The following is a 25,566-nucleotide window of genomic DNA, read 5'->3' on the forward strand; positions in this document are numbered from 1 at the left end:
CACAACGACATCGTAAACACTAGGCCCTATACATGGTCAAAGCGGTCAGAAGTGCCTACACTGCATGTTCCCTGGCGCTGAAACCGAGCTTGTATCTGGTCGTCGGCGCAGGCTTGTTTCAAGCCCGAAAGCGAACAAGACGATGGGTCACGACGTGAGGAGCACCGCCATGCCTGACATCCGCTCAGCCTCTTCTGAAGACGCCCCCCTCTTCCCCCCCGCCGGACTGGCCGACACGGCCACATGGCGCCCCGCCAACGTACGCCGCTCACTACCCGTGGGCGTTTCCGACACCATGGCAGACGACGCACAACGCCTTCTTGACGAACTCCAGCTCCGCCACGACGCATTCGAACAACAAGGCCAGGTCATGCGCCAGTTGCAAGCCGCCTTGCAACGTTCGCAGGCCACCAACCAGGAGCTGGCGCTGGTGGCTGACCGGGTCACCGATGCCATCCTGATCTGTGATGCCCAGCGCTGCATCAGCTGGGTCAACCCGGCTTTCACGCGCCTGACCGGTTTTTCGCTGACCGAGTGCCACGGCCAGTTGCCGGAGGAGCTGCTCAGCGGCCCGCACACCGACCCGGCCACCATCACCCGCATCAACCAGGTGCTGGCGCAAGGCGGCAGCATCGAGCGGCTGGAAGTCTGCCACCACCGCAAGGATGGCGAACCCTTCTGGGTCTCGCGCTCGGTGCAACCGGTGCACGGGCCCGATGGCCAGATCAACCGCTACATCGAAGTCCTGACCGACATCAGCGACCGCCGCCGCGCCGACAACGAACACGCCAAGCGCCTGGAAGCCGAAGTGGCCCTGGCCACCAAGGTGGAGTTCCTGTCCCGCATGAGCCACAGCATGCGCTCGCCGCTCAACGCCATCCTGGGCTTCACGCAGTTGCTCGACATGGCCAACGACACGCAACTGCCTGAAGCGCAACGCCGCCAGATCGGCCACATCCACACCGCCGGTCAACAACTGCTGTCGCTGCTGGACCAGGCACTGGAATACGCCAAGCTGGACGACAAGCCTCTGGGCATTCGCCCGCAACGCGTCGAGCTGTCGGTGCTGCTGCGCGAGGTGCGTGCGGCCCTGGAAGACGATGCGCTCGCACAGGACATCACCGTGGTGGTCGACAGCCAGTGCCCCGCCGTGTGGGCCGACCCGCAACACACACGCGCCATCCTCCTGAACCTGATGAGCAATGCCATCAAGTTCAGCCCTCAAGGCTCGACCATCTGGCTGCAAGGCAAGATCTCGCAGGACGACCGCGTGGGCATCATCGAGGTTCGCGACCAGGGCTTCGGCATCGAGCAGAACGACCTGCCCCGCCTGTTCCAGCCCTTCACGCGCTTTGACACGGCGCCCGGCAAACCTTCCGGCAACGGCCTGGGGCTGGCGGTGTCGCAACGCCTGGCCGAGCTGATGCACGGCCGCATCGATGTCACCAGCACCCTGGGCAAGGGCAGCGTGTTCGCCCTGCGCCTGCCACTGGCCGAAGGCCCCGGCAACCTGCGCTCCAACGTGAACCGCGGCAGCAACGAACCCGCCGTGTCGCTGCCACCACTGCGCGTGGTGCACATCGAGGACAACGCCCTGAACCGCAGCCTGGTGGAGGCGATGTTCGCCGCCTATCCGCAAGTGCGCCTGTACTCGGCCGAAACGGCTGCGGAAGGCCTGGCCAGCATCGAAGCCACCCACCCCGATGTGGCCCTGGTGGACATCAACCTGCCCGATGGCTCGGGCCTGGATCTGTGCCGCCGCCTGCGCACCCAGCCTGACTTCAAGAAGTTGCCGCTGATTGCATTGAGCGCAGACGCCCTGCCCGATCACATCGCCAAGGCGCTGCAAACCGGCTTCAGCCACTACCTGGTCAAGCCGCTGCAGATCAACCGCCTGCTGCAGATCCTGGCGGCCCTGCCCAGCGCCCAGGCGGCACCGCCCACGCGCTGATCAGCCAGCGCCCAGGCGCTCGGCTGTCCAGCGCAGCAGATCCAGCCACATCTGGCGGATTTCGGCCTCCTGCGGGGTGCGCAATGCACTGGGCAGCTCGATGGTCACCACCGGCACCTTCTTGTGCACGCCGCCATAGTTGCCCAGGCTGCCGGGGAAGATGCCGACCTGGTCCAGGTAGAGCCTGCCCAGCCGTTGCGGTGGCGAGGTCGGGCCGTCAAAGTCCAGCACGCCGTAAGGCGCATGCACCGACACGATCAGGTTGGGCTTCCAGCTTTCCATCTCGTCGTGCAACCACTTGGACTCCGGCTCGGACAGCGGCTTGGGCCCCGGGTAGCGGCGCGGATCCTTCTGGGTGCGCTGGTTCCAGTAAACCGAGGCTTCCTTGTCCCAGTTGGGCGTCGGGAAGTTGCGGTTGAGGTCCACACCGCGCGAGTTGGTCCGTGTCGGCTTGTCCAGCAGCATGCCGTCGGGGTTCATCAGCGGGATGAAGCGCCAGTGGATGTTGGAAGGCGTCTGCGATGCGGCACCGATCCAGTGCATGACCAGCGAGGTGGACGAAAGCTCGTCCCCGTGGATGCCACCGATGACCAGCACACGCAAATGTGCGTTGCTGGAAATGACATCACGCTGAAACAAGGGACGCCCCTGCGCCGAGCGCGCCGCAATGGGCGTCAACTGGGCCTTGGCACACACCTCAAGCGGCAGATTGGGCAGCCGACGGGCCATGTCCTGGCAGAACGCTTGCGCGGTGTTGTGCACAGGTGTCAGCTTGGCCGGGGGCTTGGGAGGCGGCTTGACCGAGGTCATCGCCATCAAAGACCCTACACCCAACAGCCCTGCCGTCAGCAGAGCCGATTGCCTCAGTGCGCGTCCGCGTGCGCCGTCCACAAGCCAGGAAAACATGCCGTCCAGATCAGGAAAATTGCAAGGCTGCCCAAGCTGCCTATGATGCCCTGAAACAGGGCATCACCGGGCCTCAACGGGCCAGGGATTTCAGGGCTTGTTTGATGCCGTCGCTGACCGACACGTCCGGCGGCAGCGCCTTCAGGGCCGCTTGCGCTTCCTTGTCGGAATAGCCGAGGGCGATCAGGGCCTGCAGGATGTCGGTCTGGTTGTCGCTCACCGCCACGAAACCAGGCGTGGCCAGTGCCGGGGCCAGCTTGCCCTTGAGTTCGAGCAGCAGGCGCTCGGCGGTTTTCTTGCCGATGCCGGGCACCTTGACCAGCCGGGAGGTGTCCTGCGCAGCCACAGCCTGCGCCAGCTCGCTGGAGCTCAGGCCGGAGAGCAAGGCCAGGGCGATGCGCGGGCCCACGCCGCTGATCTTGATCAGCTCACGGAAGGATTCGCGCTCGGCAGCCGTCAGGAAGCCAAACAGCAGTTGCGCGTCTTCGCGCACGATGAACTGGGTCAGCAAGGTGACCTTGGCACCCAGTTCAGGCAGGTTGTAGAAGGTGCTCATGGGCACCTGCACTTCATAGCCGACGCCATTGACGTCGACCAGTACAAAGGGCGGCTGCTTTTCGGCCAGCAGCCCGGTCAGGCGAGCAATCATCTACAAGACTTGGCGGCGAGACTCAACGGCGGAAGAGGCCCAGACGCTGGGCTTCCAGCGCGGCCTCGGCACGCGAGGACCCATTGAGCTTGCGGTAGATCTGCTTGACGTAGTCGGCGATCGTATGGCGCGACAGGTTCAGCTGCTGGCCGATTTCGGGCAGCGTGAAGCCCTTGGCCACGCGCAACAGCACTTCGTTTTCGCGATCGGTGAGCTGCACGTGCGGCGTCACGGTGTCAGGCTGGATGGGCTGCTGGCGTGCTTGCGCGGTGAAGTACTGGATCACGCGGCGGGCAATCGAGGGCGACAGAGGCGGCTCACCCTGGCTGATGCGGTGCAGTTGCTCGGCCAGTTGCTCGCGCGACTGCTCCTTGAGCAGGTAGCCGAAGGCGCCGGCCTGCAGGGCGGGGAAGAGGTGATCGTCGTCATCGTGAATGGTCACGACCACGGACTGCACATCGGGCTGCTTTTCGCGCAGGGCCTGCACCACCTCGACGCCGGAGCCATCGGGCAGACCCAGGTCGACCATGGCGACGTCAAAGCGCACCGCATTGACCAGCTCCAGCGCATCGTGGATGCGCGAGGCTTCGCTGATCTGGGCGCCTGGAAACACCTGAAGCGCGAGGGTCTTGAGCCACACGCGGATTTCGGGCAGGTCTTCAAGTAAAAGGATTTGCTTCATGGTGGACGGGCCTCACTTCAAATAGGAACGCTGGGATCAGTGTCCACGCGCAATATTTCGCATGCTAGCAGCGCCGGGGCTTCCCGAGAGCGATGTTGGCAAGACTTGTTGCATGGTGGCGATTTCCAATGGCAGGGTCAGGCGGATCACGGTGCCGAAACCCGGCCCCGATTCGACCAGACACTGGCCGCTCAACTGCTTGGCGCGGTGCTTCATGCTGGTCATCCCGTGGCCGCGGTCCAGTCGACCGTCAAGCTCCATCGGGATGCCTTTTCCGTTATCTTGGATGACCAGCACGAAATCGTGGTGCTCCAGATGCACCTCGGCGGAGATCACCACGTGCGAGGCGCCACTGTGCTTGATCACATTGCTGACTGCTTCTCTCAGGATACGCGTGGTCTGCACATAAGTCCGTGACGAAAGTGGCTCTTCGATGATGTCATTGGGGTTGCGCCACTCGCATTCGATGCCAGCCTGCCCCAGACGGGACACCACCTCGGCCCGCCAGTCGGCCAGGGCGTCGGACAGCACCATGGGCTTGCCCGTCAGGCCGCGCACGGACAGGCGCATTTCTTCCAGTGCCTCACGCGCCAGGGTCGAGATGCGGTCGTTGTCACTGGTGTGCACGATGGTCAGCAGCTTGGCGCCCAGGTCATCGTGCAGGTCGGCGGCGATGCGCTTGCGTTCCTTTTCGGCGATCTGCTCGACGCGCAGCTCGGCAATCTGGTTGAAGTTGCGCTCGATCTCACCGCTGATTTCCTGCACGCGGCGCTCCAGCTGCTTGCGAGCACCTTCAGCGGTCTGCAAGGCGCGGGCGTAGACCTGGATCAGGCGCACCGCCACGGCGGCATACAGCAGCGGCATCACGAAATGGGTGACGTGAACTCCCCACAACTTGACCAGGCCACTCTGGAATGTCAGCTCGATGCCCAGCACCGCAGCCACCACACCCAGGGCGGCGCTCATCAGCCAGAACTCGGTGCGTCGGTTCTTGCCCGCCACCCACAGGAAAAAGCCGATCGTGACGAACAGCTCGATGGCAAACAGCACGTACCAGATGCGCGCGCCAATGAAGAGCCGGTCGGTGCCCATGGCCAGCAGGCTGATCGGGAACAGCACGCACTGCGCCCACAACACCGCATTGAGCTGGCGCTTGCGCGCCCCACGGTTGACGGCGCCCATGCTCTGCCCGGCATAGCCCAGCAGGAACTTGACGGCAAAGGCCGTCATGGGCGCGAACATCATGGCGATCAGGACCTCGACACCCGCATTGGGCACGGCCACGTCGCTCAACCACATCCGCCCGGTCATCAGAGACCAGCCGATCGTCAACAGACCGAAATACAGCAGGTAGTCCAGTCGGCGCACCCAGGCCAGACCCAGGGCGAACACACCCAGCACGGCCAGGATGCCGCCGAGAACCTGCGACACGGTGGTCGTCCAGAACTCCTGCTGCTCGTACAGCTCGCGAACCTCCTGGAGCGGCCCGATGCTTACGGCGGCCAGGCCACCGGCGCGCTGTCGTGCCGTCACGCGGTTGATGGGGTAGCCCCCCACCTTCAGATCCAGCTGGTTGTCGTTGGCCCGCAGCAGGAAGGTTGGCAGCGGGATCACGTGCGAGCGATAGCAGTTGCGCGCATATGGCTCACTCATGCGCCCGCCTCGGTACAGCAACTGCCCGTTGAGGTGCACTTCCACGTTCGAGCAGGCGCGCTCCACGTGCACGGCCATGACCTGATCAGGCGCCGGCAGCTTGCTGGTGTCGAAGTTGAAGCGGTACCAGACAGCCCCCTGATACCCAGGCTGGCTGCGCGCCCATTCGTCCGGCAGGCTCTGCAGGTGCCCGGGTTGCCCGACAGGGAACTGGCTGGCGTTGCTGCGCACGGCCCAGGCCTGATTCAAGGACTGAACCGAACTCTCGGCCGCCATGGCCGCGACGATGGTCGAGGGACGGCTCAAACGGACCGTCTCTCGGTTGATCGCGACCATCACGTAGGCCACCACCACGGCCAGCACAAGACCCAGGCCCAACAACAGCCACAGGCGGCGAACCTGGGCAGGCGAGCGCCCGACGGTACCCGATGGGACACCCTCGCCATCGGTATCCGAATCGGCAGACGATGACCTTTGGGCCCAGGACTGCCACCAACGATGCAATTTGCTCAAGGAAGACTCCAAAGCCCGTCGCACACACCATGTGTGCGAAGACTCTCCGATTTTCGCAATATATGTCACATGGTGAAGCCTCGGGCAGGCGACAATTTGCATGCTTTCTCTCCCTACCGGGGCTTTCATGCAACTGCGGCACAGCTTTTCCCCCCCTGACAACACCCGACTGGCCCACCTGTGCGGCCCGCTGGACGAACACCTGCGCACCATCGAGGCCGCTTTTGGCGTGACGATGACGCGGCGCGGCGAGCAATTTCGCGTCGAAGGGGCCCGGGGCGTGCCCCAGCAGGTGGTCGAGTTGCTGGAGGCGCTGTATGCGCGCAGCGCCAAGCCCATCAGCGCCGAAATGGTGCAACTGGCCATCACCTCCAGCCTGGCGAGCCAGCAGCGGGCACGTCAGCCCAAATCGGCCGACGAGGTGCAGGCGCTGCCCGACGAGGAAGCCGACGGCCCCACCCTGCACACCCGCCGCGCCGACCTGCACGGCCGCACGCCCAACCAGGTCCAGTACCTGCGCAACATCCTGTCGCACGACCTGAGCTTCGGCATCGGCCCCGCCGGTACCGGCAAGACCTTCCTGGCCGTGGCCTGTGCGGTCGATGCGCTGGAGCGCAGCGCCGTGCAACGCATCGTGCTGACCCGCCCGGCCGTGGAAGCCGGCGAGCGCCTGGGCTTCCTGCCCGGCGACCTGACGCAAAAGGTCGACCCCTACTTGCGCCCCCTGTATGACGCCCTGTACGACCTGATGGGTTTTGACCGCGTCACCAAGGCTTTCGAGAAGGGCCTGATCGAGATCGCACCGCTGGCTTTCATGCGTGGACGCACGCTCAACCACGCCTTCGTGATCCTGGACGAGGCGCAGAACACCACGCCCGAGCAGATGAAGATGTTCCTCACCCGCATCGGCTTTGGCGCCCGCGCGGTGGTCACGGGGGATGTCAGCCAGATCGACCTGCCCAAGGGTGCCAAAAGTGGCCTGATCGACGCCGAACGCATCCTCAAGCGTGTCAAAGGCGTGGCCTTCACCCGCTTCACCTCTGCCGACGTGGTGCGCCACCCGCTGGTCGCCCGCATCGTCGAAGCCTACGACGCCGCGCAGGCCAGCGAACCGGAGCCCCGCCAGGGCTCGCGCAGCAACAAGACCAACGACAGCTCTCCGCCCAACGCATGAAACCGACCCTCAGCCTGAGCCTGCAGTTCGCAGACAAAAGCCACCGTGACACCCTGCCTCGCCACAAGGTGGCCCGCTGGCTGAAAGCCGCGCTCGACACCGATGCCGAGTTCGCGGTGCGCATCGTGGGTGAAGAGGAAGGCCGCGCGCTGAACAAGGACTTCCGCAAGAAGGACTACGCCACCAATGTGCTGACCTTCGACTATGCGATCGAACCGGTGGTCATGGCCGACCTCATCATCTGCGCCCCCGTCATCGAACGCGAAGCGCAGGAGCAGGGCAAGACGCTGGAAGCACACTACGCCCACATGCTGGTGCACGGTGCCTTGCACGCGCAAGGCTGGGACCACATGAAAAAGAAGGAAGCCGAAGCCATGGAAGCGCGAGAACGCGAGATCATGGCCGCCTTGGGGTTTGAAGACCCATACGCCGACTGACAACCCGACGCGCCCAGCGATCCGATTGGCACAAGCAGCATGAGCGACCAACAGCACAACGACCTCAGCTACTACATGCGCCGCCTGGTGGACCACGTGCCCTCCATGCTCGCTTACTGGGACAAGGACTTGCGCTGCCGCTTTGCCAACAAGGCCTACAAGGTGTGGTTCGGGCTGACGCCGGAACAGATCATCGGCATCCGCATGGAGGAGCTGCTCGGCCCCAGGCTCTTTGCGCTCAATGAAAGCTACATCCGCGGCGCGCTGGCAGGCCAGGAACAGCTGTTCGAGCGCATCGTGCCCGGGCCGGATGGCGTGCAGCGGCACAGCCTGGCCAACTACCTGCCCGACATCGTCGATGGGCAGGTGCAGGGCTTTCTCGTGCAGGTCACGGAAATCACCAGGCTCAAGGAAACCGAAGCCGCCTTGCGCGCCAGCGAGGCCTTTCTGGACCAGACTGGCCGCATGGCCAGCGTAGGCGGCTGGGAGGTCGACCTGCGCACCAACGCCGTGAAATGGTCAGACCAGGTCTGCCGCATCTATGACCTGCCTCCGGGCTACCAGCCCACGCGCGAAGAAGCGCGTCAGTTCGTGGACCCCGAAGCCCGGGAATGGCTCCTCGCCAAGGTCGCGTCCGGCACGCAGAGCGGCAAGCCTTGGGAAGCCGAGGTTCCCGTGATCACGGCCAAAGGCCGCCGGATCTGGTTGCGTTGCTTTTGTGAAGTGGAGTTCAAGGACGGTCAAGCCGTGCGCATGTTCGGCGCGGTTCAGGACATCACCGAGCTGCGTTCACGAGAGGCGGAGTTGCGGCAGGAACAATCCTTGCGACGCCGCATCGAGCAACAGGTGGTAGAACTCGACCGCCTGCTCAAGGAGCGCAGCGAAATGCTGGACGTGCTCGCACATGAAGTGCGACAGCCCCTCAACAACGCCTCGGCAGCCATGCAAAGCGCCAAAGCAAGCCTGACTGGCTTGCAGGACATGGCCGCAGCGCAAAGGGTAGACCGCGCCCAGAAGGTCATGAATCAGGTGATGGCCAACATCGACAACACGCTGGCCGTCGCGGCCTTGCTGGCCCAGTCTGCCCCCATCACCCGGCAGGACACCGACATCGACACCTTGATTGGCGTGGTGGTGGCCGACATGCCGGCTGACGAACGCGAACGCATTCAGATCGAGCGGCTCACCTCAACCCGCACGGCGTCGATGGACATGAGCCTCATGCGTCTGGCCCTGCGCAACTTGCTGGCCAACGCCTTGAAGTTCAGCCCGCCTGACGAAAAGGTCACGATCCAGATCAGCGACTCCGACGCGCCCCTGGCCTTGATCATCGATGTGGTGGACCACGGCCCGGGTGTCGCCTCAGATATACGGCCTCATCTGTTCGAACGCGGCGCACACACCCATCAACAACCACAGACAGGCCATGGCCTGGGGCTCTACATTGTTCGTCGCGTGATGGAGTTGCACGGAGGGCAGGTCGGGCTGGTCGACCGCGAGACGCCTGGCACCACCATGCGCCTGAGCATCATTCAGGCACCAGGTTCATGAACAATCAGACTGCCGTCAAGGGCGCGCGGAACACGTAGCCCACGCGCGACTTGGACTGCAGCGGCACCAGCAAGGGCGTGGCCCGCTCGATGCGCCTGCGCAAACGGTAGATGGTCGCATTGAGCCCGTCAGAGGCATCCTGATCTTCAGACTTGCCATCGGCCTTGCCGATGCGCTGCCTCAAGGTCTCACGGCTGACCACTTCACCGTGGGCCTCCACAAAACACTCCATGAGCGTCTGGTCGATGTCGCTGAGGTCCACCCGGGCGCCATCGGGCGCCACGAGTTGACCCGTGCGACGCTCCAGTCGCCATTCCGACTGCACCTGCCCGTTGCTGTTGTTGATGCGGCGGTGCACCGCCTTGATGGCCAGCGCAACCTGCTCGAACTGAACAGGCTTGGTCAGGTACATGTCGGCGCCAGCACTGATGACATCCTTGAAGACATCAGGCGCCAGGCGCCCTGACACCACCACCAGGCCCGCGGTGGTTCTGCGCCTGAGCAGCTTGATCAGGTCGACACCATCCACACCAGGCAACATCAGGTCAACCAGGTAGAACTGATAGCCGTAAGGGTCTGCGTGCACCAGCAGATCATTGCTGTCAGAGAACACGTCGACACGCACACCCTGCTCCTGCAGATACTGCGCCAGGAACTCCGCGTACTCCTTGTCGTCATCAATGAGCGCTAGTGATTTGGGAAGCATGACCGCATGAGAAAAACGATGATCAACGGATTAGAGCACAGGCCGCATGCTTGGCAAAATGCGCCTTTCCTCACATATATCTAAGCAAAATCCAATGTCGACCACAAATGACTCAACATCGCATTTGTGTGTTCCGATATGCTCTTGCCAGCAGATAAATGGAGTTATCGCCCCGGAATTCAAGCCCCCTCATTTCCAACCTGCCATGATGGTGTTGTCACACCTGCGATCGTCAACTTGAGACACGCAGGCTGACGACTCCATGAAATTTTGCTGAAAAGCACGTTGCGCTTCATCAAGGTGCATGTGCTTTTGGACGAATAGCTGCCTACGCCTATTCGCAGGAGCAAAACCATGGAACTGGCAGTTGGGGTGTTCTCCCCCACCGATGAGGGCGCCAGGCCGTCATCACCCTTGTGGCAGGGGCTGTCTGTTGCCACGCTGGGTATCTTGTGCATTCATCTCAGTTTGGCCGAACCAACATGGGTGTGGCCAATCTGTCTGGCATTCGCCACACTGACCACGCTGATTTGCGGTCCGCTGACGTCGTGGCTCGCTCGCCGACAACGCCATTTGCAGGCTGAGCACACCAGCCGCCCTCCAGCACCTCAAGATCACCTGCCCGCCCTGTGCGGCGCCGTGCTGCCCATCTGGTCCAGGCATCTGCAGGCGGCCAGGCAGCAGCTCTCACACGCCATGGACGTGCTGACGCAGCGCTTTGCGGGCATGTCCCAACGCTTGTGCGACACCATGGACCGCGCCACGCAAGGTGGTCAGGACAGTGGCCTGCATCACGCGCTCACGGACGCGCAATCTCAACTCACAGGCTTGCTGCATGAACTGCGCGACGCACTGGAGGTGCGCAGCCAGCTGCTCAACGAGGTCGTGACCGTCACACAGTTCGTGGGGCAGTTGCAGGGCATGGCGGCCGAAGTGGGCGCCATCGCACGCCAGACCAACCTGCTGTCCATCAACGCGGCCATTGAAGCGGCACGCGCTGGCGAAAGCGGCAGAGGCTTTGCAGTGGTTGCCAAGGAAGTCCGCCTGCTCTCGCTGGAATCCGGCCAGACCGGAGACCGCATTACCTCGGTCATCGCCCAGGTCAGCGAAGCCATCAACCGCGCACGTCAGAGCTACGAGTCGTTCACCATACATGACAAGGCACTGATGGACCAGGCATCGCAAACCATCGAAGGCGTCGTGCAACGCATTCACAGCACGGCCACCGATGTGATGAGCAACACGCAGAGCCTGCTTGCTGAAAGCCAGGCCATCCGCAGCGAGATCGACCAGGTGCTCGTCGCCGTGCAAGCCCAGGACCGCATCAGCCAGATCCTGCAGCACACGAGCGACAACCAGGAACTGCTGCTGAGCCAACTGCACCCACGTGACACGCCCCACGCAGCAGGCCAGGCCATGGCTGATCAATGGCTGGCGCAACTGCGCAGCACCTACACCACGCCAGAAGAACAGGCTGCGCACGATGGCCGCCCTATCGAACTGCCAGACCTCGTTCACATGGACAGCGCGTCCGGCGACGGCGACACCACTTTTTTCTGACACGGGAGTTGCACCATCATGAGCAAGACCATTCTGGTTGTCGATGACTCGTCTTCACTGCGAACCGCGGTTCGCATCGCCCTCAGCGGCGCAGGCTTTGACGTGATCGAAGCCGAAGACGGCAAACAGGCCCTGACCAGGCTGGACGGCCGCAAGTACCACCTCGTCATCAGCGACGTGAACATGCCCAACCTGGACGGCTTCGGCTTCGTCGCCGCCATGAAGCAGATGCCGGCCTACAAGTACACGCCGGTCATCATGCTGACCACCGAAGCCGGTGACGACAAGAAGGAAAAGGGCAAGGCCGCTGGCGCCAAGGCCTGGATCGTGAAGCCTTTTCTGCCACCTCAATTGCTGAGCGTGGTGTCCAAGCTGGTGATGCCATGAGCACCGCGGTGAGCGTCGAAGGCGAACTCACGGTTTACGCCGTGCACGACTTGAAAGCGCGCCTGCTTGCAGCCTTGAACGAGGTGTCGCTGCTGCAGATCGACCTGAGCGACGTCTCGGAAGTCGATGGCGCAGGCATCCAGTTGCTGCTGGCTGCACAGCGTGAAGCACGCCAGCGTGGTGCCGCCTTGCGATTGACGTCGGTTCCGCCACAGGTGGCCGACGCGCTGGCCCTGATGGACCTCACTCACGAGTTTGACACCTCCCCTGCCGAGCACGCGGAGCACAGCGCATGAAAATCGACGAAGCACTCCAGGCCTTCATCACCGAGAGCAAGGAATTGCTCGACCGCATGGAAGAGGCACTCCTCTACATCGAGCAGCAACCGGATGACGCCGAGACCATCAACGCCATCTTCCGAGCCGCCCACACGATCAAAGGCTCCGCAGGCATCTTCGGTCTCAACGATATCGTGGCCTTCACGCACGTGGCCGAGAACGTGCTCGACGATGTGCGCCGAGGCTTGATTCGCTTCGATGGCGCACTGGCCAACCTCTTTCTGGCGGTTGGCGACCACATTCACGCGCTGGTCGAACTCATCGCCAAAGAACAAGAACCGGACGAAACATGTACGCAGCGAGGCGCCGCGCTGACAGGCAGGCTCGAAGCCGTGTTGCAGGCTGCCGGTCATCATGCCAACAAGGTGTCGCTGCCTGCAGCACCTGCGGCCACGCAGAACTCAGCCGGTGCGCCGTCGGGTGCCATGGTGGATACAGACAACTGGCACATCTCGCTGCGGTTTGGGCGGGACACGATGCGCGAAGGCTTCGATCCCTTGAGCTTCGTGCGCTTCCTGACCACCCTGGGCGAGATCATGCACCTCGTCACGCTGACAGAGAACGTGCCGACGCTGTCCGAGCTGGATCCGGACGAGTGCCACCTGGGCTTCGAAATCAGCTTCCGCAGCCACGCAGACAAGGCCACCATTGAAGGCGCCTTCGACTTCGTGCGGGACGACAGTCAGATCCGCATCCTGCCACCCCGCAGCAAGATCAGCGAATACACCGACCTGATCGCGGCACTGCCTGAATCCGAATTGAGACTGGGCGAGATCCTGATCCGATGCGGCACCCTGACCCGCGCCGAGCTGGATGCGGCGCTCGACGAGCAGACCGTGTCTGGGCATGAAGGTCGCCCCGTCGAACCTCTGGGACAGATGTTGATCGATCGCGCCCAGGTGCATCCCGCTGTCGTGGACGCCGCCCTCGTCAAGCAGAGCAGAACGCGCGAATCCACACGTCAGGGCGACACCAACATGCTGCGCGTGGATGCAACCAAGCTGGACCACCTGATCGACCTGGTGGGTGAGTTGATCATCGCGGGCGCCGGGGCCCACCTGATTGCACGCAAGCACAAGATCAAGGACCTCACACAGGCTACCTCCGCCGTGAGCCGACTGATGGAAGAGGTGCGTGACTCCGCACTGAACCTGCGCATGGTCCAGATCGCTGGCACGTTCAACCGCTTTCAACGGGTGGTGCGCGACGTCAGCCAGGAGCTGGGCAAGGACATCATGCTGACCATCTCGGGGGCCGAAACGGAGCTGGACAAGACGGTCGTGGAGAAGCTGGCGGATCCCTTGACCCATCTCGTGCGCAATGCCATGGATCACGGCATCGAGTCCGCCGAGCGCCGAGCCCAGGCAGGCAAACCGGTGCAAGGCACGGTGACCCTGCATGCGCAACATGAAGCGGGCCAGGTGGTCATCGAGGTCAGCGATGACGGCGGAGGACTGAGCAAGGAGCGCATTTTGCGCAAAGGCATCGAGCGCGGCCTGGTCGCCCCCGATGCGGTTCTGAGCGACAAGGACATCTACGACCTGGTCTTCCAGCCCGGGTTCTCGACAGCCGAACAGGTGAGCAACCTGTCCGGACGCGGCGTGGGCATGGACGTGGTCAAGCGCAGCATTCTGGCACTGCGTGGCTCGATCGACCTTCGCAGCACCGAAGGCGTGGGGACCACCGTGTGCATACGACTCCCGCTGACGCTCGCCATCATCGACGGCTTCCTGCTGGGCGTGGGCAAGTCCTCTTACGTGGTGCCACTGAGCATGGTGGTGGAGTGCATCGAGATGTCCCGCCAGCAGGCAGACGACAAGGACTGGCTCGACCTGCGTGGCGAGGTGTTGCCCCTTGTGCGCTTGCGCGAACTGTATGACATCGAAGGCGAGCCCGGCCGACGCCAGAACGTTGTGGTGGTCAAGGGAGGTGGCAAGCGCGTCGGTCTGGTCGTCGACCAGTTGATGGGCGAACTTCAAACCGTCATCAAGCCACTGGGCAAAGTCTTCCAGCACGTACGCGGCGTGGGGGGCTTCACGATTCTTGGCAACGGTGCCGTGGCCCTTCTACTGGACGTTCCCAACCTGGTCACGCAAGTGGCCCATCAGAGCGAGGCGGGCTTCCAGCCCGGGCATTTCCGCGCTCGACAAACCGCGCTGCAAGAAGCCCATTGAGCTCACGGCGCCTCTCATCACGTCAAGCACCTGGAAAGGTCTCCCCCATCATGAATAACCTGTCACTGAAGGCCAAGCTCGTCGGCTTGCTCACGGTTGCCTTGCTCGCCCTTGCCCTCGTTGGCGCCGTAGGCTGGAGCGGACTGGTCAAGACCGCCGGATCGCTGTCGGAGGTCGGCAAAGTGCGTCTGCCTTCCGTACTGGGCCTGGAGATGATCAACGAGGCGCAGACGGCGATCACGGCCGCCAACCGCCTGGTGGCTTTCTATGAGAACGACACACAGGCTCAAACCAGGTTTGCCGAAAGCGCGAAAAACAAGGACACCGTGTGGAAGCGTGCCGAAGAGGGCTGGAAGTTGTACGAACCCTTGCCGCAGACGCCTGAGGAAGAGGTGCTGTGGAAACAGTTCGTCAAGGAATGGGCCGACTGGAAGAGCGCCGATGCAAAGATCACCGAGACCATCGCCGCCCTGAGCACCAACCAGGATCCTGCTCGCCAGAAGGCCTTGTTTGCCGAGTTCTACCAACGCAGCGCCCATGCGGAACCGCTGTTCGACAAGGCCGAGGTCACCCTGGACAAGATCGTGGATCTGAATGTCAAGGTCGGCGATGACGCCGTCAGGGAAGGCGATGCCCAGGTGGCTTCAGCCAAGTTGTTCATGTTGAGCTGCGCTGCTGTGGCCCTGCTCGCTCTCGGCCTGATTGGTGCCTGGATCACGCGCAGCATCCTGAGACAACTGGGGGGCGAGCCCGCCTATGTCAGCGAAATCGTCAGCAAAGTGTCCAACGGCGACCTGACCGTGGAAGTGCAGTTGGCGCCGGGCGACAACAGCAGCATGCTGGCGGCCGTCAAATCCATGGCCATCAGGCTCTCCCAGATCATTGGCGAGGTGCGCACGGCATCTGACGCTCTTTCTGTCGCTGCGGAGCAGGTCTCGGCCACCGCACAAAGCATCAGTCAGGGTGCCAGCGAGCAAGCCTCCAGCGTGGAGGAAACATCCGCCTCGATCGAACAGATGACAAGCTCGGTGCAGCAGAACGCCGACAACGCCAAGGTCACCGAGGGCATGTCCGGCAAGGCCTCCAGGGAGGCCACGGAAGGCGGGCAGGCGGTCAAGGAAACCGTGGTGGCCATGAAGACGATTGCGGACAAGATCAGCATCGTCGACGACATCGCCTACCAGACCAACCTGCTGGCACTGAACGCTGCCATCGAAGCCGCACGCGCTGGTGAACATGGCAAAGGCTTTGCCGTGGTGGCAGACGAGGTGCGCAAGCTGGCCGAGCGCAGCCAGGAGGCGGCACAGGAGATCGGCGAGGTCGCCAAATCCAGCGTGGCGCTGGCCGAACGTGCCGGGGAACTGCTCGATGCCATCGTGCCCACGATCGCCAAGACATCGGACCTCGTACAGGAGATTGCCTCCGCCTCTGATGAACAGTCTTCCGGCATCGGGCAGATCAACACGGCGGTGACGCAGCTGTCGCAGCTCACGCAGGAGAACTCCAGCTCATCGGAAGAGCTGGCCGCTACGGCCGAGGAAATGAGCAGCCAGGCGGAACAACTGCAGGAGCTGATGAATTTCTTCAAGACGGACACGCAGCCCGGCCCTGCAGCCAGCGCCACACAAGCCATCAACCGCATCGCACGCTCCGCGAAGGTGTCGGTATCGCCCGCTCGTCAGGCACAAGTCGGCAAGCGCAGACATGACAACACCCCCGTGAACGTACAAGAGTTCGTCAAGTTCGAGGATTGAGCCATGAGTGCTGCAACAACGACCACCCCTTCGAAAACACAGGCGGACGGCAAGCCAGGCATGATCAGCCAGTACCTGATCTTCAGCCTGGGCAAGGAGCTGTTTGCCGTTGGCACGCTGCGCGTGCGCGAGATCATCGAATACGGCAACCTCACCGCCGTGCCGATGATGCCCTCCTTCATACGCGGCGTGATCAACTTGCGCGGTGCTGTGGTGCCCGTGATCGACCTCAATGCACGTTTCGGCCGCGCCCGCACCGACATATCGCGTCGCACCTGCATCGTGATCCTGGAAGTCCAGTCGGACGACGACACGCACGTGCTGGGCATCGTGGTGGACGCCGTCAGTGCCGTGCGCCAGATCGACAACGCCAGCATCGAGCCACCGCCGAGTTTCGGCACACGCATCCGCGCTGACTTCATCGACGGCATGGCCAAGATCAACAACACCTTCGTGATCCTGCTGGACCTGGGCAAGGTGCTGTCGGTTGACGAAATCTCGATGCTCGACGGGATCTCATCCCACGACGAGTCGGCACGCACTGCGGGGTAAGCCGAGATGATGCCCACATTGACCGACAAGGAGTTCAAGAACTTTCGTCAGTTGATGTTCGACCTGGCGGGCATCAACCTCACGGAGGCCAAGAAGCCGCTGGTCAGCGGACGCCTGGCCAAACGACTCGGGCAGCACGCGCTCGACAGCTATGGTGACTACTTCAAGCTGATCCAGATCGACCAGGCCGAACGCCAGATGGCGCTGGATCTGCTGACCACCAACGAGACCTATTTCTTTCGCGAGCCCAAGCACTTCGAATTTCTGGCCAGCACGATCGCCCCCACCCTGCGCAACCAGGGGCCGGTGCGCGTGTGGTGCGGCGCCAGTTCGACGGGTGAGGAGCCGTACACGATCGCCATGACCCTGGCTGAATCCCTGGGGCACATGCGCTTTGACATCCTGGCCTCCGACATCAGCTCACGCGTGCTCCAGACGGCTCAACAGGCGCTCTACCCCATGGAGGACGCCAGAGACATCCCCAAGGCCTTGCGCACGAAATACTGCCTCAAAGGCATCGGCAGCCAGGAGGGGCGCTTCATGATCGACCGCCCGCTTCGCGAGCGAGTCCGCTTTGAATCGATCAACCTGTGCGCAGCCTTGCCAGACATCGGTTGCTTCGACGTGATCTTTCTGCGCAACGTGATGATCTATTTTTCGATGGAAACCAAGCGCGAAGTCGTGGCGCGCATGCTGCCCCTTCTGCGCCCTGGCGGCCATTTCATCATCAGCCACTCCGAGAGCCTGCATGGCGTCACTGACCAGCTTCAGCTGATCAAGCCCTCCATCTATTTCAAACGACCGAACTGAACCGCCTCTTTTCAACGATCGATCCCGGCGCCGACAGCGCCTTCACTCCAAAGCCAAGGAAGTCAAGATGAAATCACTGACCGTAGCTCAGAAATTCAGCCTCCTGGTGTTGTCAGCCGTGATCGGCATTGCCGTGCTGGCTGGCGTAGCCAGGGTGCAGATGGGCAAGGTGTATGACGGCGCCAACTTTGCCAATGTCAACGTGGTGCCCAGCCTGTTGCTCATAGCAGAGGCATCGGATGCAGCGGCCAATATCCGCGTGAGAACCTGGCGGCGCATCGCCGACAACGACAAGGTGCACAACGCCGACAATGACAAGGTCGTGGCCGACAGCATGACCAAGCTCGACGACGCGCTGAAGCGGTACGAACCACTCGTCGCCGACGAGAAGGACAAGGCCCTGCTGGCAGCCGACCGCGCTGCGGTGGCCGACTTCATGGCCATGCGAGCGATCGCCACCAGGTACGACGACGAGGGCAAGCAGGAAGCTGCCGTCGAGCACATGAACGCCAATCAAGCCTTGATTGCCAGAATGATCACGGTGTTCAACGAACATCGCCAGTACAACATGACCATCGGCCAGCGAGGTGCTGAAGAGGCTGCAGCCATCCAGCAAACCGCCAACACGATCTCCCTGATCGTGTCCACCGTCACCTTGCTGACCATCAGCCTGATTGGCTGGGCCATCGCCCGCAGCCTGATTCACCAACTGGGCGGCGAACCAGCCTACGCTGCAGAGATCGTCAGCCGTGTGGCGCAAGGCGACCTGACGGTACAGGTGGAAGTCCGGCCGGGTGACAGCACCAGCATGCTGGCGGCCATCAAGCGCATGACCGATCGCCTGTCCCACATCATTGGGGACGTGCGCAGCTCGTCCCACGCGCTGTCTGCGGCGGCAGAGCAAGTTTCAGCCACGGCACAGAGCATCAGCCAGGGCGCGGCAGAGCAAGCTTCCAGCGTGGAGGAGACATCCGCCACCATCGAGCAGGCTGCCAGCTCCGTTCAGCAGAATGCGGACAACGCCAAGGTGACCGAGAGCCTGTCGACAAAGGCAGCCAAGGACGCGCTGGAAGGTGGTCAGGCGGTGAAAGACACGGTCGTCGCCATGAAGACGATCGCCGACAAGATCAGCATCGTCGATGACATTGCCTATCAGACCAATCTGCTGGCCTTGAACGCCGCCATCGAGGCCGCGCGAGCCGGCGAACACGGCAAGGGCTTTGCCGTGGTGGCCGATGAGGTGCGCAAGCTGGCCGAACGCAGCCAGGAAGCCGCTCAGGAAATCGGTGAAGTGGCCAAGTCCAGCGTGTCGCTGGCAGAGCGTGCCGGTCAACTGCTCGACACCATCGTGCCGTCGATCGCCAGGACCTCGGATCTGGTGCAGGAGATCGCCTCGGCATCAAACGAACAGGCCACCGGTATCGGGCAGATCAACACCGCCGTGACCCAGCTGTCGCAACTCACGCAAGAGAACTCGAGTTCGTCAGAGGAATTGGCCGCCACCGCCGAGGAGATGAGCGGGCAGGCAGAACAGCTGCAGGAGTTGATGAACTTCTTCATCACGGATGTGCACCATGCCTCGGCCTCGATGGCATCCACATCGGTTCGCCCTGCCAGCCGAGCCACCCTGGCGCCCTCCACGGCAAGCCCCACGCGCAAGGCCGCCTCATCCAGGCCGGCATTCGGTCAACGCAAACATGATCAGACCAGCACAGCTCAGCAGCACGCGCTGCTCGACATCGAAAGCTGACCCATGCGCAAGCCCATACGCGTGCTGATCGTGGACGACTCCGCCGTCGTCAGGCAGGTGCTGACGCAGCGCCTGTCTGCCGACCGCGCCATCAACGTCATCGGTGCTGCCGCCGACCCCGTCTTCGCCATGGACCGCATGGCCAAGGAGTGGCCGGACGTGATCGTGCTGGACGTCGAAATGCCTCGCATGGATGGGTTGACGTTTCTGCGCAAGATCATGGCCGAGCGCCCTACCCCCGTGGTCATTTGCTCTACCCTCACCACGCAAGGCGCTGAGACCACCATGCAGGCCATGGCGGCCGGTGCCGTCAGCATCGTGGCCAAACCCAAGGCCAACCTGAAGCAATACCTGCTGGAAGAGTCGGACGATCTGGTTGCGGTGGTCAAGGCGGCGGCGCAAGCACGCGTGAAACGCATGGCGGGAAGCCCTCGCCTGGCGCCAGCGCCGGCCAAGCTGTCTGCCGATGCCATCCTGCCCTCCCACCTGGGGAGCCCGACGCGCGCCATGAGCGAAACCACCGACCGTGTGGTGGCCCTGGGCACCTCGACGGGTGGCACACAAGCGCTGGAACAGGTGCTGAGCGCACTGCCGGTTGACTGCCCAGGTCTGGTCATCGTTCAACACATGCCGGAGGCCTTCACGGCTGCATTTGCACAACGGCTCAACAAAGTGTGCGACATCGAGGTACGCGAGGCCGCACACGGCGATCGCGTCCACACAGGTCTGGCCCTGATCGCTCCGGGTGGTCGCCATCTCGTACTGGAGCGAAACGGCGCGCAGTACCGCGTGGCCATCGTGGACGGCCCACCGGTCAGTCGACACCGCCCGTCTGTCGACGTGTTGTTCAGGTCCGTGGCCCGTTCGGCTGGGCGCAACGCCTTGGGCGTGATCATGACCGGCATGGGTGACGATGGCGCACGCGGCCTGAAGGAAATGCGCGAAGCCGGCGCCCACACGCTAGGTCAGGACGAAGACAGCTGCGTGGTCTATGGCATGCCCAAGGAAGCCCGAAAACTGGGTGGCGTGGAGCGGGAGTTGCCACTTGACGCCATTCCTTCAGCCATCGTATCGGGACGCTGACGCGCCCCCCAACCACGCTCAAGCGGCCTTCAGCCCGCTCAGAAAGCCCGTGCTGCCTTCATGCAGGCAACGAGGCTTGTAGGCACTCACGCGCTTGGCAATCGCCGCAATGTGGCCTGGCGTCGTGCCGCAGCAGCCACCGGCAATATTGAGGAAGCCCGCCTTGGCAAACTCTTCCACCAGGCCGCCGGTGATCTCGGGGGTTTCGTCGAAGCCCGTGTCGCTCATCGGGTTGGGCAGGCCGGCGTTGGGGTAGCAGCTGATGAAGGTGTCTCCCGCGATCTTGGACAGCTCCTCGATATAGGGCCGCATCAACGTGGCACCCAGCGCGCAGTTCAGACCAATGGCCAGCGGATGAGCGTGGCGCACCGAGTGCCAGAAGGCGCTCACGGTCTGTCCCGACAGGATGCGGCCGGAGGCGTCCGTCACCGTGCCGGAGATGATGATGGGCAGGCGCTCGCCGGTGTCTTCGAACAACTGGTCCACCGCAAAGATGGCAGCCTTGGCGTTGAGCGTGTCGAAAATGGTTTCGATCAGGAAGACGTCGCAACCACCTTCCATCAAGGCCTTGGCCTGGTCGTAGTAGGCCTGGCGCAAGGTGTCGAAATCCACGTTGCGGGCACCGGGATCGTTCACGTCCGGGCTGATGCTGGCGGTCTTGGGAGTCGGGCCGATGGCGCCGGCGGCAAAACGGGGTTTGTCGGGCGTGCTGTACTTGTCGCAGCATTCGCGCGCCAGACGGGCAGCGGCCACGTTCATCTCGTAGGCCAGCTCAGGCAGATCGTAGTCTTCCTGGGCCACGGTGGTCGCCCCGAAGGTATTGGTCTCGATCAGATCGGCACCCGCGGCCAGATACTGTTCGTGGATCTCGCGGATCACGTCAGGCTTGGTAAGCTGCAGCAATTCGTTGTTGCCCTTGAGGTCCTTGGCGTGATCGGCAAAACGGGCGCCGCGGTAATCGGCTTCACCCAGCTTGTAACGCTGGATCATGGTGCCCATGGCGCCGTCGAGCACGACGATGCGCTGACGCATGATCTCCGGCAGCTGGGCTGCGCGGGTGTAGGGGCGGCGGGCGACGGGCGCGAGGGTGGCGGGCGTGTTCATCCAGCCATTTTAAGAGCTTAAGCGCCGCGACCGCTGGCGTCTGCGTCGTCCTGGTTGAACACGGAAGGGTGAAAGCCCGGCCGTCTGGCTGGCAGCTCGTCGCCGGACACCCACAGGAACAGGTTTTTCGCCGGCATGGGCTTGGCAAACAAATAGCCCTGCATCTCGTCGCAGCCCAGGCGCATCAGGATGCCTTGCTGCGCCTCCGTCTCCACACCTTCGGCCACCACGGTGAGCCCCAAGGCGTGGGCGAGCTTGATCACGGCCCGCACGATGGCCTTGGCGTCCTCTTCCTTGTCCACATCCTGGACAAAGCTGCGGTCGATCTTGAGCTGGGTGGCCGGCAGCTTGCGCAGATAGCTCAGGCTGGAATAGCCGGTGCCGAAGTCGTCGATGGACAAGTGCACACCCACGCTGGAGAGGCGCTCGAAAATCCGCATGGAGGCCTTCGCGTCTTCCATGGCGGCCGACTCGGTCACCTCGAAGGTGATGAGCTCGGCCGGTACCTTGTGACGCGCCAGGGATTCCTGGATCTTGTCCACCAGGTCAGACTGACGCAACTGGTGCACCGACAGGTTGATGGCCACATGCATGCGCAAGCCCTGGTCCAGCCAGAGCCTCACTTGCCTGCAGGCGTCGTCGGTCACCCATTGGCCCAGGCCGCCGATCAGGCCGAAGCGCTCGGCGATCGGGATGAACACAGCGGGGCTGACCATGCCGCGTTCGGGATGGTGCCAGCGCAGCAGGGCCTCGGCCCCTGTGATGTCGCCCGTGCGGCCATCGATCTTGGGTTGGTAATACAGCTCCAGCCCGGTGCGCGTCTCGATGGCCCGGCGCAGATCGCGCTGCAGGTCGATCGTGTTCTCCGAGTCGTGGTCCATGCTGGCATCGAAGAAACAATGCATGTTGCCACCAGCATGTTTGGCAGCCAGCATGGCCGCATCGGCGCGGGCAATCAGCTTGGCACGCGGGCCATGCTCGGGATACATCACGATGCCGATCGAACACGACAGGCGCACCTCGCGCCCTGCCACCACATAGGGAATCTGCAGCTTGTGGCGCACGCGGTCAGCCACCAGTGCGGCCGACGCACTGTCCGGATCGCCGTCGAGCAGCATGATGAACTCGTCAGAGCCCATGCGGGCGATGGTGTCCGTGCCCCGGCCCATGCTGGCCAGTCGGTGGCCGACCTCTCGCAACAAGGCGTCACCATTGGCATAGCCAAAGGAATCGTTGACCGGTTTGAACCCATCCAGATCCACATACAGCAAGGCCAGGCGCCGCTGACGTGCTTCCGCGCGCATCACGGCAGCGGCCAGTTGGTCCTCCAGCCACAAGCGCGTGGCCAGGCCGGTCAGTGGATCCTGCACCTGGGTGGCGGGCTTCTCCGGCGGCGCCACAGGAGGCGGCGCCCGGTGGAGACCCTGCTCGGCATGCTCGGCCCGCTGACGCGCAGCCAGCCAGGCACGAAGTATCGACATCAACACCGCCACACCGACAAGGGCAGCGAGCATCCACCACCATTGCAACGATGACGGGTGATCAGGGCTCATGAACCAGCAGCCTCCAGTTCCGACCAGCAACGCCGGTCCTCTTCATCCAGGCCCGCATGGACATGCACCGACTGATTCGCAGACGGCACGCTCGTTCCACGCTGAACCAACCAGGCCAGCAAGGCACTTTCAGGCATGGGCTTGGCAAAGAGAAAGCCTTGAAGCTCGTCACACTGAAGATGCGCCAGGATCTGTGCCTGCTCTTGCGTTTCGACGCCTTCGGCCACCACCTTGAGGCCCAGCGCGTGTGAAAGCCGCACAACCGCCTCCACAATCGCCTGAGCATCCAGGCTGGATGCGAGATCCTTCACGAAACTGCGGTCGATCTTGAGCTGGCGAGCGGGCAAGCGACGCAGGTAGCTCAGGCTGGAATAGCCCGTACCAAAGTCGTCGATCGACAGGCGCACGCCGATGTCGTCGAGCATGTCGAACACCCGCAAGGAGGCGTCGATGTCGTCCATCGCGGCGCTTTCGGTGATCTCCATGATCAGCATCCGCGCAGGCACGCGATGGCGCTTCAAGGCGTCACGCACGCGCAACTCGAGATCGGGCTGGCGCAATTGATGGGCCGACAAATTGATGGCCACCGGGACGTTGAGGCCAGCGTCATGCCACATGCGGATATGGCGACAGGCTTCATTGAGCACCCACAGGCCGAGTTCGCCGATCAGACCGAAACGCTCGGCCACGGGGATGAACTGCGCCGGGCTGACCGAACCCCGGACCGGGTGCGTCCAGCGCAGCAAGGCCTCCACGCCGGCCAGGGCGTTGTCCGATGCACGCAGCTTGGGCTGGAAATGCAAGGTCAGCTCATTGCGCTCGATGGCATGGCGCAGATCGCGCTGCATCTCCACCTGATCGAGGCCCATGTGGTCCATGCCGCGCTCGTAGACGCAGTACACGCCGCCGCCCGCCTTGCGCGCCGTCAGCATGGCATCGCGCGAGTGGTGCAGCAGTTGATCCGCATTGGCACTGGCCGGGAAGCTGGCGATGCCGATGGAGCAACTCAGGATGATGTCCTGGTCCTTGATCAGGCAGGGCTCATGGACGGCATCGCCCAGGCGCTGGGCCAGTTGGGCAACCTGGTGTTCATCGCTCAGGCCATGGCACAGCAGCAGGTATTCGTCGGTGTCGGAGCGGGCGAGCACGTCGCCATCTCTGACCAACCCGCGCAAGCGCCCCGCCAGGAAGCTCACGATGGTGTCACCCATGTCCGGCCCGTAGGTCTCGACATGGCTCTTGAAGCCATCCAGGTTCAGACGAAACACGCTCAGCGCCTGATCCCCGCTGCCCTCACCCTCGAGCTGGAGGCGCAAGGCCTTTTCAAAACCCAGGCGGTTGAGCAGGCCCGTTGCGGCATCCTGCTGAGCGGCTTCTTCCAGCGCGGCCTGGGCTTGCGCCAGGGAGACCGTCAGGGCTTCCTGCTTGCGCATCGCGCGATCATCCAGCACGGTCCCCAGGTGCACCAGCCCCAGCATGATGAGCACCGGCACGGTCAGCAGGAACTGCAAGGAATCCGCCGAAACCTGATCCGCACTCAGGCACACCACTGCGGACGACACGTTCATGCCCATCAGGATCAGCATCTGCCCGGCACGGAACAAGGTGGCCACCACGACGGCCACCGCCAACGTGCGCAAGTGGCTCAAGCGCCCTCGCAACGCCCATCGGATGAAGATGGAGCCGATGACACAGGTCGCCAACATGAGCGCGATGGCACCGGCCACGTAGCCCACATCCCACTCAACCTTGGGTTGCAAGACGATGGCGGAGGCGTTGATGAAGGTCAGCAGGCACAGGGCGCCGGTGACCAGCAGCCCACCCATGATCCGCATCCCGACAGCCAGGTGACGGTAGCAGTGCATCCAGATCGTGCCCGCACTCATCACCATGGCTGGCAACCAGGAGGCCAGCACGATGGCCTGCACGTAGCCGAGTTGAACAGGCAGTTGCACGGCAACGAGGCCCAACAGCCCCTCTGCCCAGATGCCCGTGCCGACGCCCACAGCGCCGCCCAGTACCCAGGCAAATCCCGTATCCCTGTCGTGGGCTCGCACGCGGCGGACCACCAAACTTTGTAAGTAGAGCGCGTACACCGCGACGACCCATGCTGCAAGCAGCGACGTGGCGTCGTAGTGGGGCTCCATCCACTGTTGTGACATGCGCATTTCCCCTGAAAGGCCCCACCTCCCAGGAGGGCCTCGCGCTTTACCCGATCATTTGCTTTTATCCGTGATCGGTTATCGGCGTGGGCTGGCTGTCACTTGAGCCCTCACGGG

General features: G+C 63.1%; 20 protein-coding genes and 2 pseudogenes. 14 read left to right on the forward strand and 8 right to left on the reverse strand.

The window, feature by feature from the left end:
• Window positions 1-169: 169 nt before the first annotated feature.
• Window positions 170-1,951 carry a hybrid sensor histidine kinase/response regulator gene (locus VFW93_RS06385; RefSeq protein ID WP_329693154.1) on the forward strand — a complete coding sequence of 594 codons (1,782 nt, stop codon included), beginning with the start codon at window positions 170-172 and terminating at the stop codon, window positions 1,949-1,951.
• Here the strand turns inward: VFW93_RS06385 and VFW93_RS06390 are convergent, their stop codons facing one another.
• The 4 genes from VFW93_RS06390 to VFW93_RS06405 all read right to left on the reverse strand — a co-directional run bounded on the left by VFW93_RS06390 (window position 1,952) and on the right by VFW93_RS06405 (window position 6,354).
• Complete coding sequence (locus tag VFW93_RS06390; RefSeq protein ID WP_329693155.1) at window positions 1,952-2,857, reverse strand: M14 family murein peptide amidase A; 906 nt, start codon at window positions 2,855-2,857, stop codon at window positions 1,952-1,954.
• A gap of 73 nt (window positions 2,858-2,930) precedes the next feature.
• Complete coding sequence (gene ruvA, locus VFW93_RS06395; RefSeq protein WP_329693156.1) at window positions 2,931-3,506, reverse strand: Holliday junction branch migration protein RuvA; 576 nt, start codon at window positions 3,504-3,506, stop codon at window positions 2,931-2,933.
• 22 nt (window positions 3,507-3,528) lie between these two features.
• On the reverse strand, window positions 3,529-4,188 hold the full coding sequence (locus VFW93_RS06400) for a response regulator transcription factor (RefSeq protein WP_329693157.1): 660 nt from the start codon (window positions 4,186-4,188) through the stop codon (window positions 3,529-3,531).
• A gap of 36 nt (window positions 4,189-4,224) precedes the next feature.
• A complete protein-coding gene (locus VFW93_RS06405; RefSeq protein ID WP_329693158.1) occupies window positions 4,225-6,354 on the reverse strand; it encodes a sensor histidine kinase in 2,130 nt (709 codons plus the stop codon).
• 127 nt (window positions 6,355-6,481) lie between these two features.
• On the opposite strand from VFW93_RS06405, the gene VFW93_RS06410 reads away from it, so the two are divergent.
• From VFW93_RS06410 to VFW93_RS06420, 3 genes are read left to right on the forward strand one after another with little or no spacing between them, the layout of a single operon-like run.
• Window positions 6,482-7,528 (forward strand): PhoH family protein, encoded by a 1,047-nt coding sequence (locus VFW93_RS06410; RefSeq protein WP_329693190.1) that lies wholly within the window; start codon window positions 6,482-6,484, stop codon window positions 7,526-7,528.
• Entirely contained in the window at window positions 7,525-7,965 is a 441-nt protein-coding gene (gene ybeY / locus VFW93_RS06415; RefSeq protein WP_329693159.1) for an rRNA maturation RNase YbeY, read from the forward strand. Before VFW93_RS06410 ends, ybeY begins: the two co-directional genes overlap by 4 nt.
• Before the next feature lie 39 nt (window positions 7,966-8,004).
• Window positions 8,005-9,516 (forward strand): sensor histidine kinase, encoded by a 1,512-nt coding sequence (locus VFW93_RS06420; protein ID WP_329693160.1) that lies wholly within the window; start codon window positions 8,005-8,007, stop codon window positions 9,514-9,516.
• Between the two features lie 4 nt (window positions 9,517-9,520).
• Here VFW93_RS06420 and VFW93_RS06425 read toward each other — a convergent pair whose 3' ends face one another.
• Window positions 9,521-10,222, reverse strand: a complete 702-nt coding sequence (locus VFW93_RS06425) for a response regulator transcription factor (RefSeq protein WP_329693161.1) — start codon at window positions 10,220-10,222, stop codon at window positions 9,521-9,523.
• A gap of 354 nt (window positions 10,223-10,576) precedes the next feature.
• Here VFW93_RS06425 and VFW93_RS06430 point away from each other — a divergent pair, with 354 nt between their 5' ends.
• The 10 genes and pseudogenes from VFW93_RS06430 to VFW93_RS06470 all read left to right on the forward strand — a co-directional run bounded on the left by VFW93_RS06430 (window position 10,577) and on the right by VFW93_RS06470 (window position 20,630).
• Window positions 10,577-11,782 (forward strand): methyl-accepting chemotaxis protein, encoded by a 1,206-nt coding sequence (locus VFW93_RS06430; protein WP_329693162.1) that lies wholly within the window; start codon window positions 10,577-10,579, stop codon window positions 11,780-11,782.
• Window positions 11,783-11,800: 18 nt separating this feature from the next.
• The gene (locus tag VFW93_RS06435) at window positions 11,801-12,169 is read left to right on the forward strand and encodes a response regulator (protein ID WP_329693163.1); all 369 of its coding nucleotides are present in this window, start codon (window positions 11,801-11,803) and stop codon (window positions 12,167-12,169) included.
• Complete coding sequence (locus VFW93_RS06440; protein ID WP_329693164.1) at window positions 12,166-12,465, forward strand: STAS domain-containing protein; 300 nt, start codon at window positions 12,166-12,168, stop codon at window positions 12,463-12,465. The genes VFW93_RS06435 and VFW93_RS06440 overlap by 4 nt, the downstream gene beginning before the upstream one ends.
• Complete coding sequence (locus VFW93_RS06445) at window positions 12,462-14,681, forward strand: chemotaxis protein CheA (RefSeq protein ID WP_329693165.1); 2,220 nt, start codon at window positions 12,462-12,464, stop codon at window positions 14,679-14,681. Before VFW93_RS06440 ends, VFW93_RS06445 begins: the two co-directional genes overlap by 4 nt.
• A gap of 50 nt (window positions 14,682-14,731) precedes the next feature.
• A complete protein-coding gene (locus VFW93_RS06450) occupies window positions 14,732-16,435 on the forward strand; it encodes a methyl-accepting chemotaxis protein (RefSeq protein WP_329693166.1) in 1,704 nt (567 codons plus the stop codon).
• 3 nt (window positions 16,436-16,438) lie between these two features.
• Window positions 16,439-16,987 carry a chemotaxis protein CheW gene (locus VFW93_RS06455; protein ID WP_329693167.1) on the forward strand — a complete coding sequence of 183 codons (549 nt, stop codon included), beginning with the start codon at window positions 16,439-16,441 and terminating at the stop codon, window positions 16,985-16,987.
• A gap of 6 nt (window positions 16,988-16,993) precedes the next feature.
• Window positions 16,994-17,797: a CheR family methyltransferase gene (locus VFW93_RS06460; RefSeq protein WP_329693168.1), complete on the forward strand. Its 804-nt coding sequence runs from the start codon at window positions 16,994-16,996 to the stop codon at window positions 17,795-17,797.
• 67 nt (window positions 17,798-17,864) lie between these two features.
• A pseudogene (locus VFW93_RS18910) lies at window positions 17,865-18,380 on the forward strand (MCP four helix bundle domain-containing protein); the annotation flags it as partial.
• Window positions 18,381-18,755: 375 nt separating this feature from the next.
• A pseudogene (locus VFW93_RS18915) lies at window positions 18,756-19,547 on the forward strand (methyl-accepting chemotaxis protein); the annotation flags it as partial.
• Between the two features lie 3 nt (window positions 19,548-19,550).
• Window positions 19,551-20,630: a chemotaxis response regulator protein-glutamate methylesterase gene (locus tag VFW93_RS06470; RefSeq protein ID WP_329693170.1), complete on the forward strand. Its 1,080-nt coding sequence runs from the start codon at window positions 19,551-19,553 to the stop codon at window positions 20,628-20,630.
• Between the two features lie 18 nt (window positions 20,631-20,648).
• On the opposite strand, the gene VFW93_RS06475 is transcribed toward VFW93_RS06470, so the two are convergent.
• The 3 genes from VFW93_RS06475 to VFW93_RS06485 are packed head-to-tail and all read right to left on the reverse strand — an operon-like array spanning window position 20,649 to window position 25,455.
• The gene (locus VFW93_RS06475; protein WP_329693171.1) at window positions 20,649-21,734 is read right to left on the reverse strand and encodes a homocysteine S-methyltransferase family protein; all 1,086 of its coding nucleotides are present in this window, start codon (window positions 21,732-21,734) and stop codon (window positions 20,649-20,651) included.
• A 17-nt stretch (window positions 21,735-21,751) separates the two neighbouring features.
• Complete coding sequence (locus VFW93_RS06480; RefSeq protein ID WP_329693172.1) at window positions 21,752-23,287, reverse strand: bifunctional diguanylate cyclase/phosphodiesterase; 1,536 nt, start codon at window positions 23,285-23,287, stop codon at window positions 21,752-21,754.
• The gene (locus VFW93_RS06485) at window positions 23,284-25,455 is read right to left on the reverse strand and encodes a putative bifunctional diguanylate cyclase/phosphodiesterase (protein WP_329693173.1); all 2,172 of its coding nucleotides are present in this window, start codon (window positions 25,453-25,455) and stop codon (window positions 23,284-23,286) included. Before VFW93_RS06485 ends, VFW93_RS06480 begins: the two co-directional genes overlap by 4 nt.
• Window positions 25,456-25,566: the final 111 nt, after the last annotated feature.

Source organism: Aquabacterium sp. (assembly GCF_036279675.1).
GTDB lineage: Bacteria > Pseudomonadota > Gammaproteobacteria > Burkholderiales > Burkholderiaceae_C > Aquabacterium.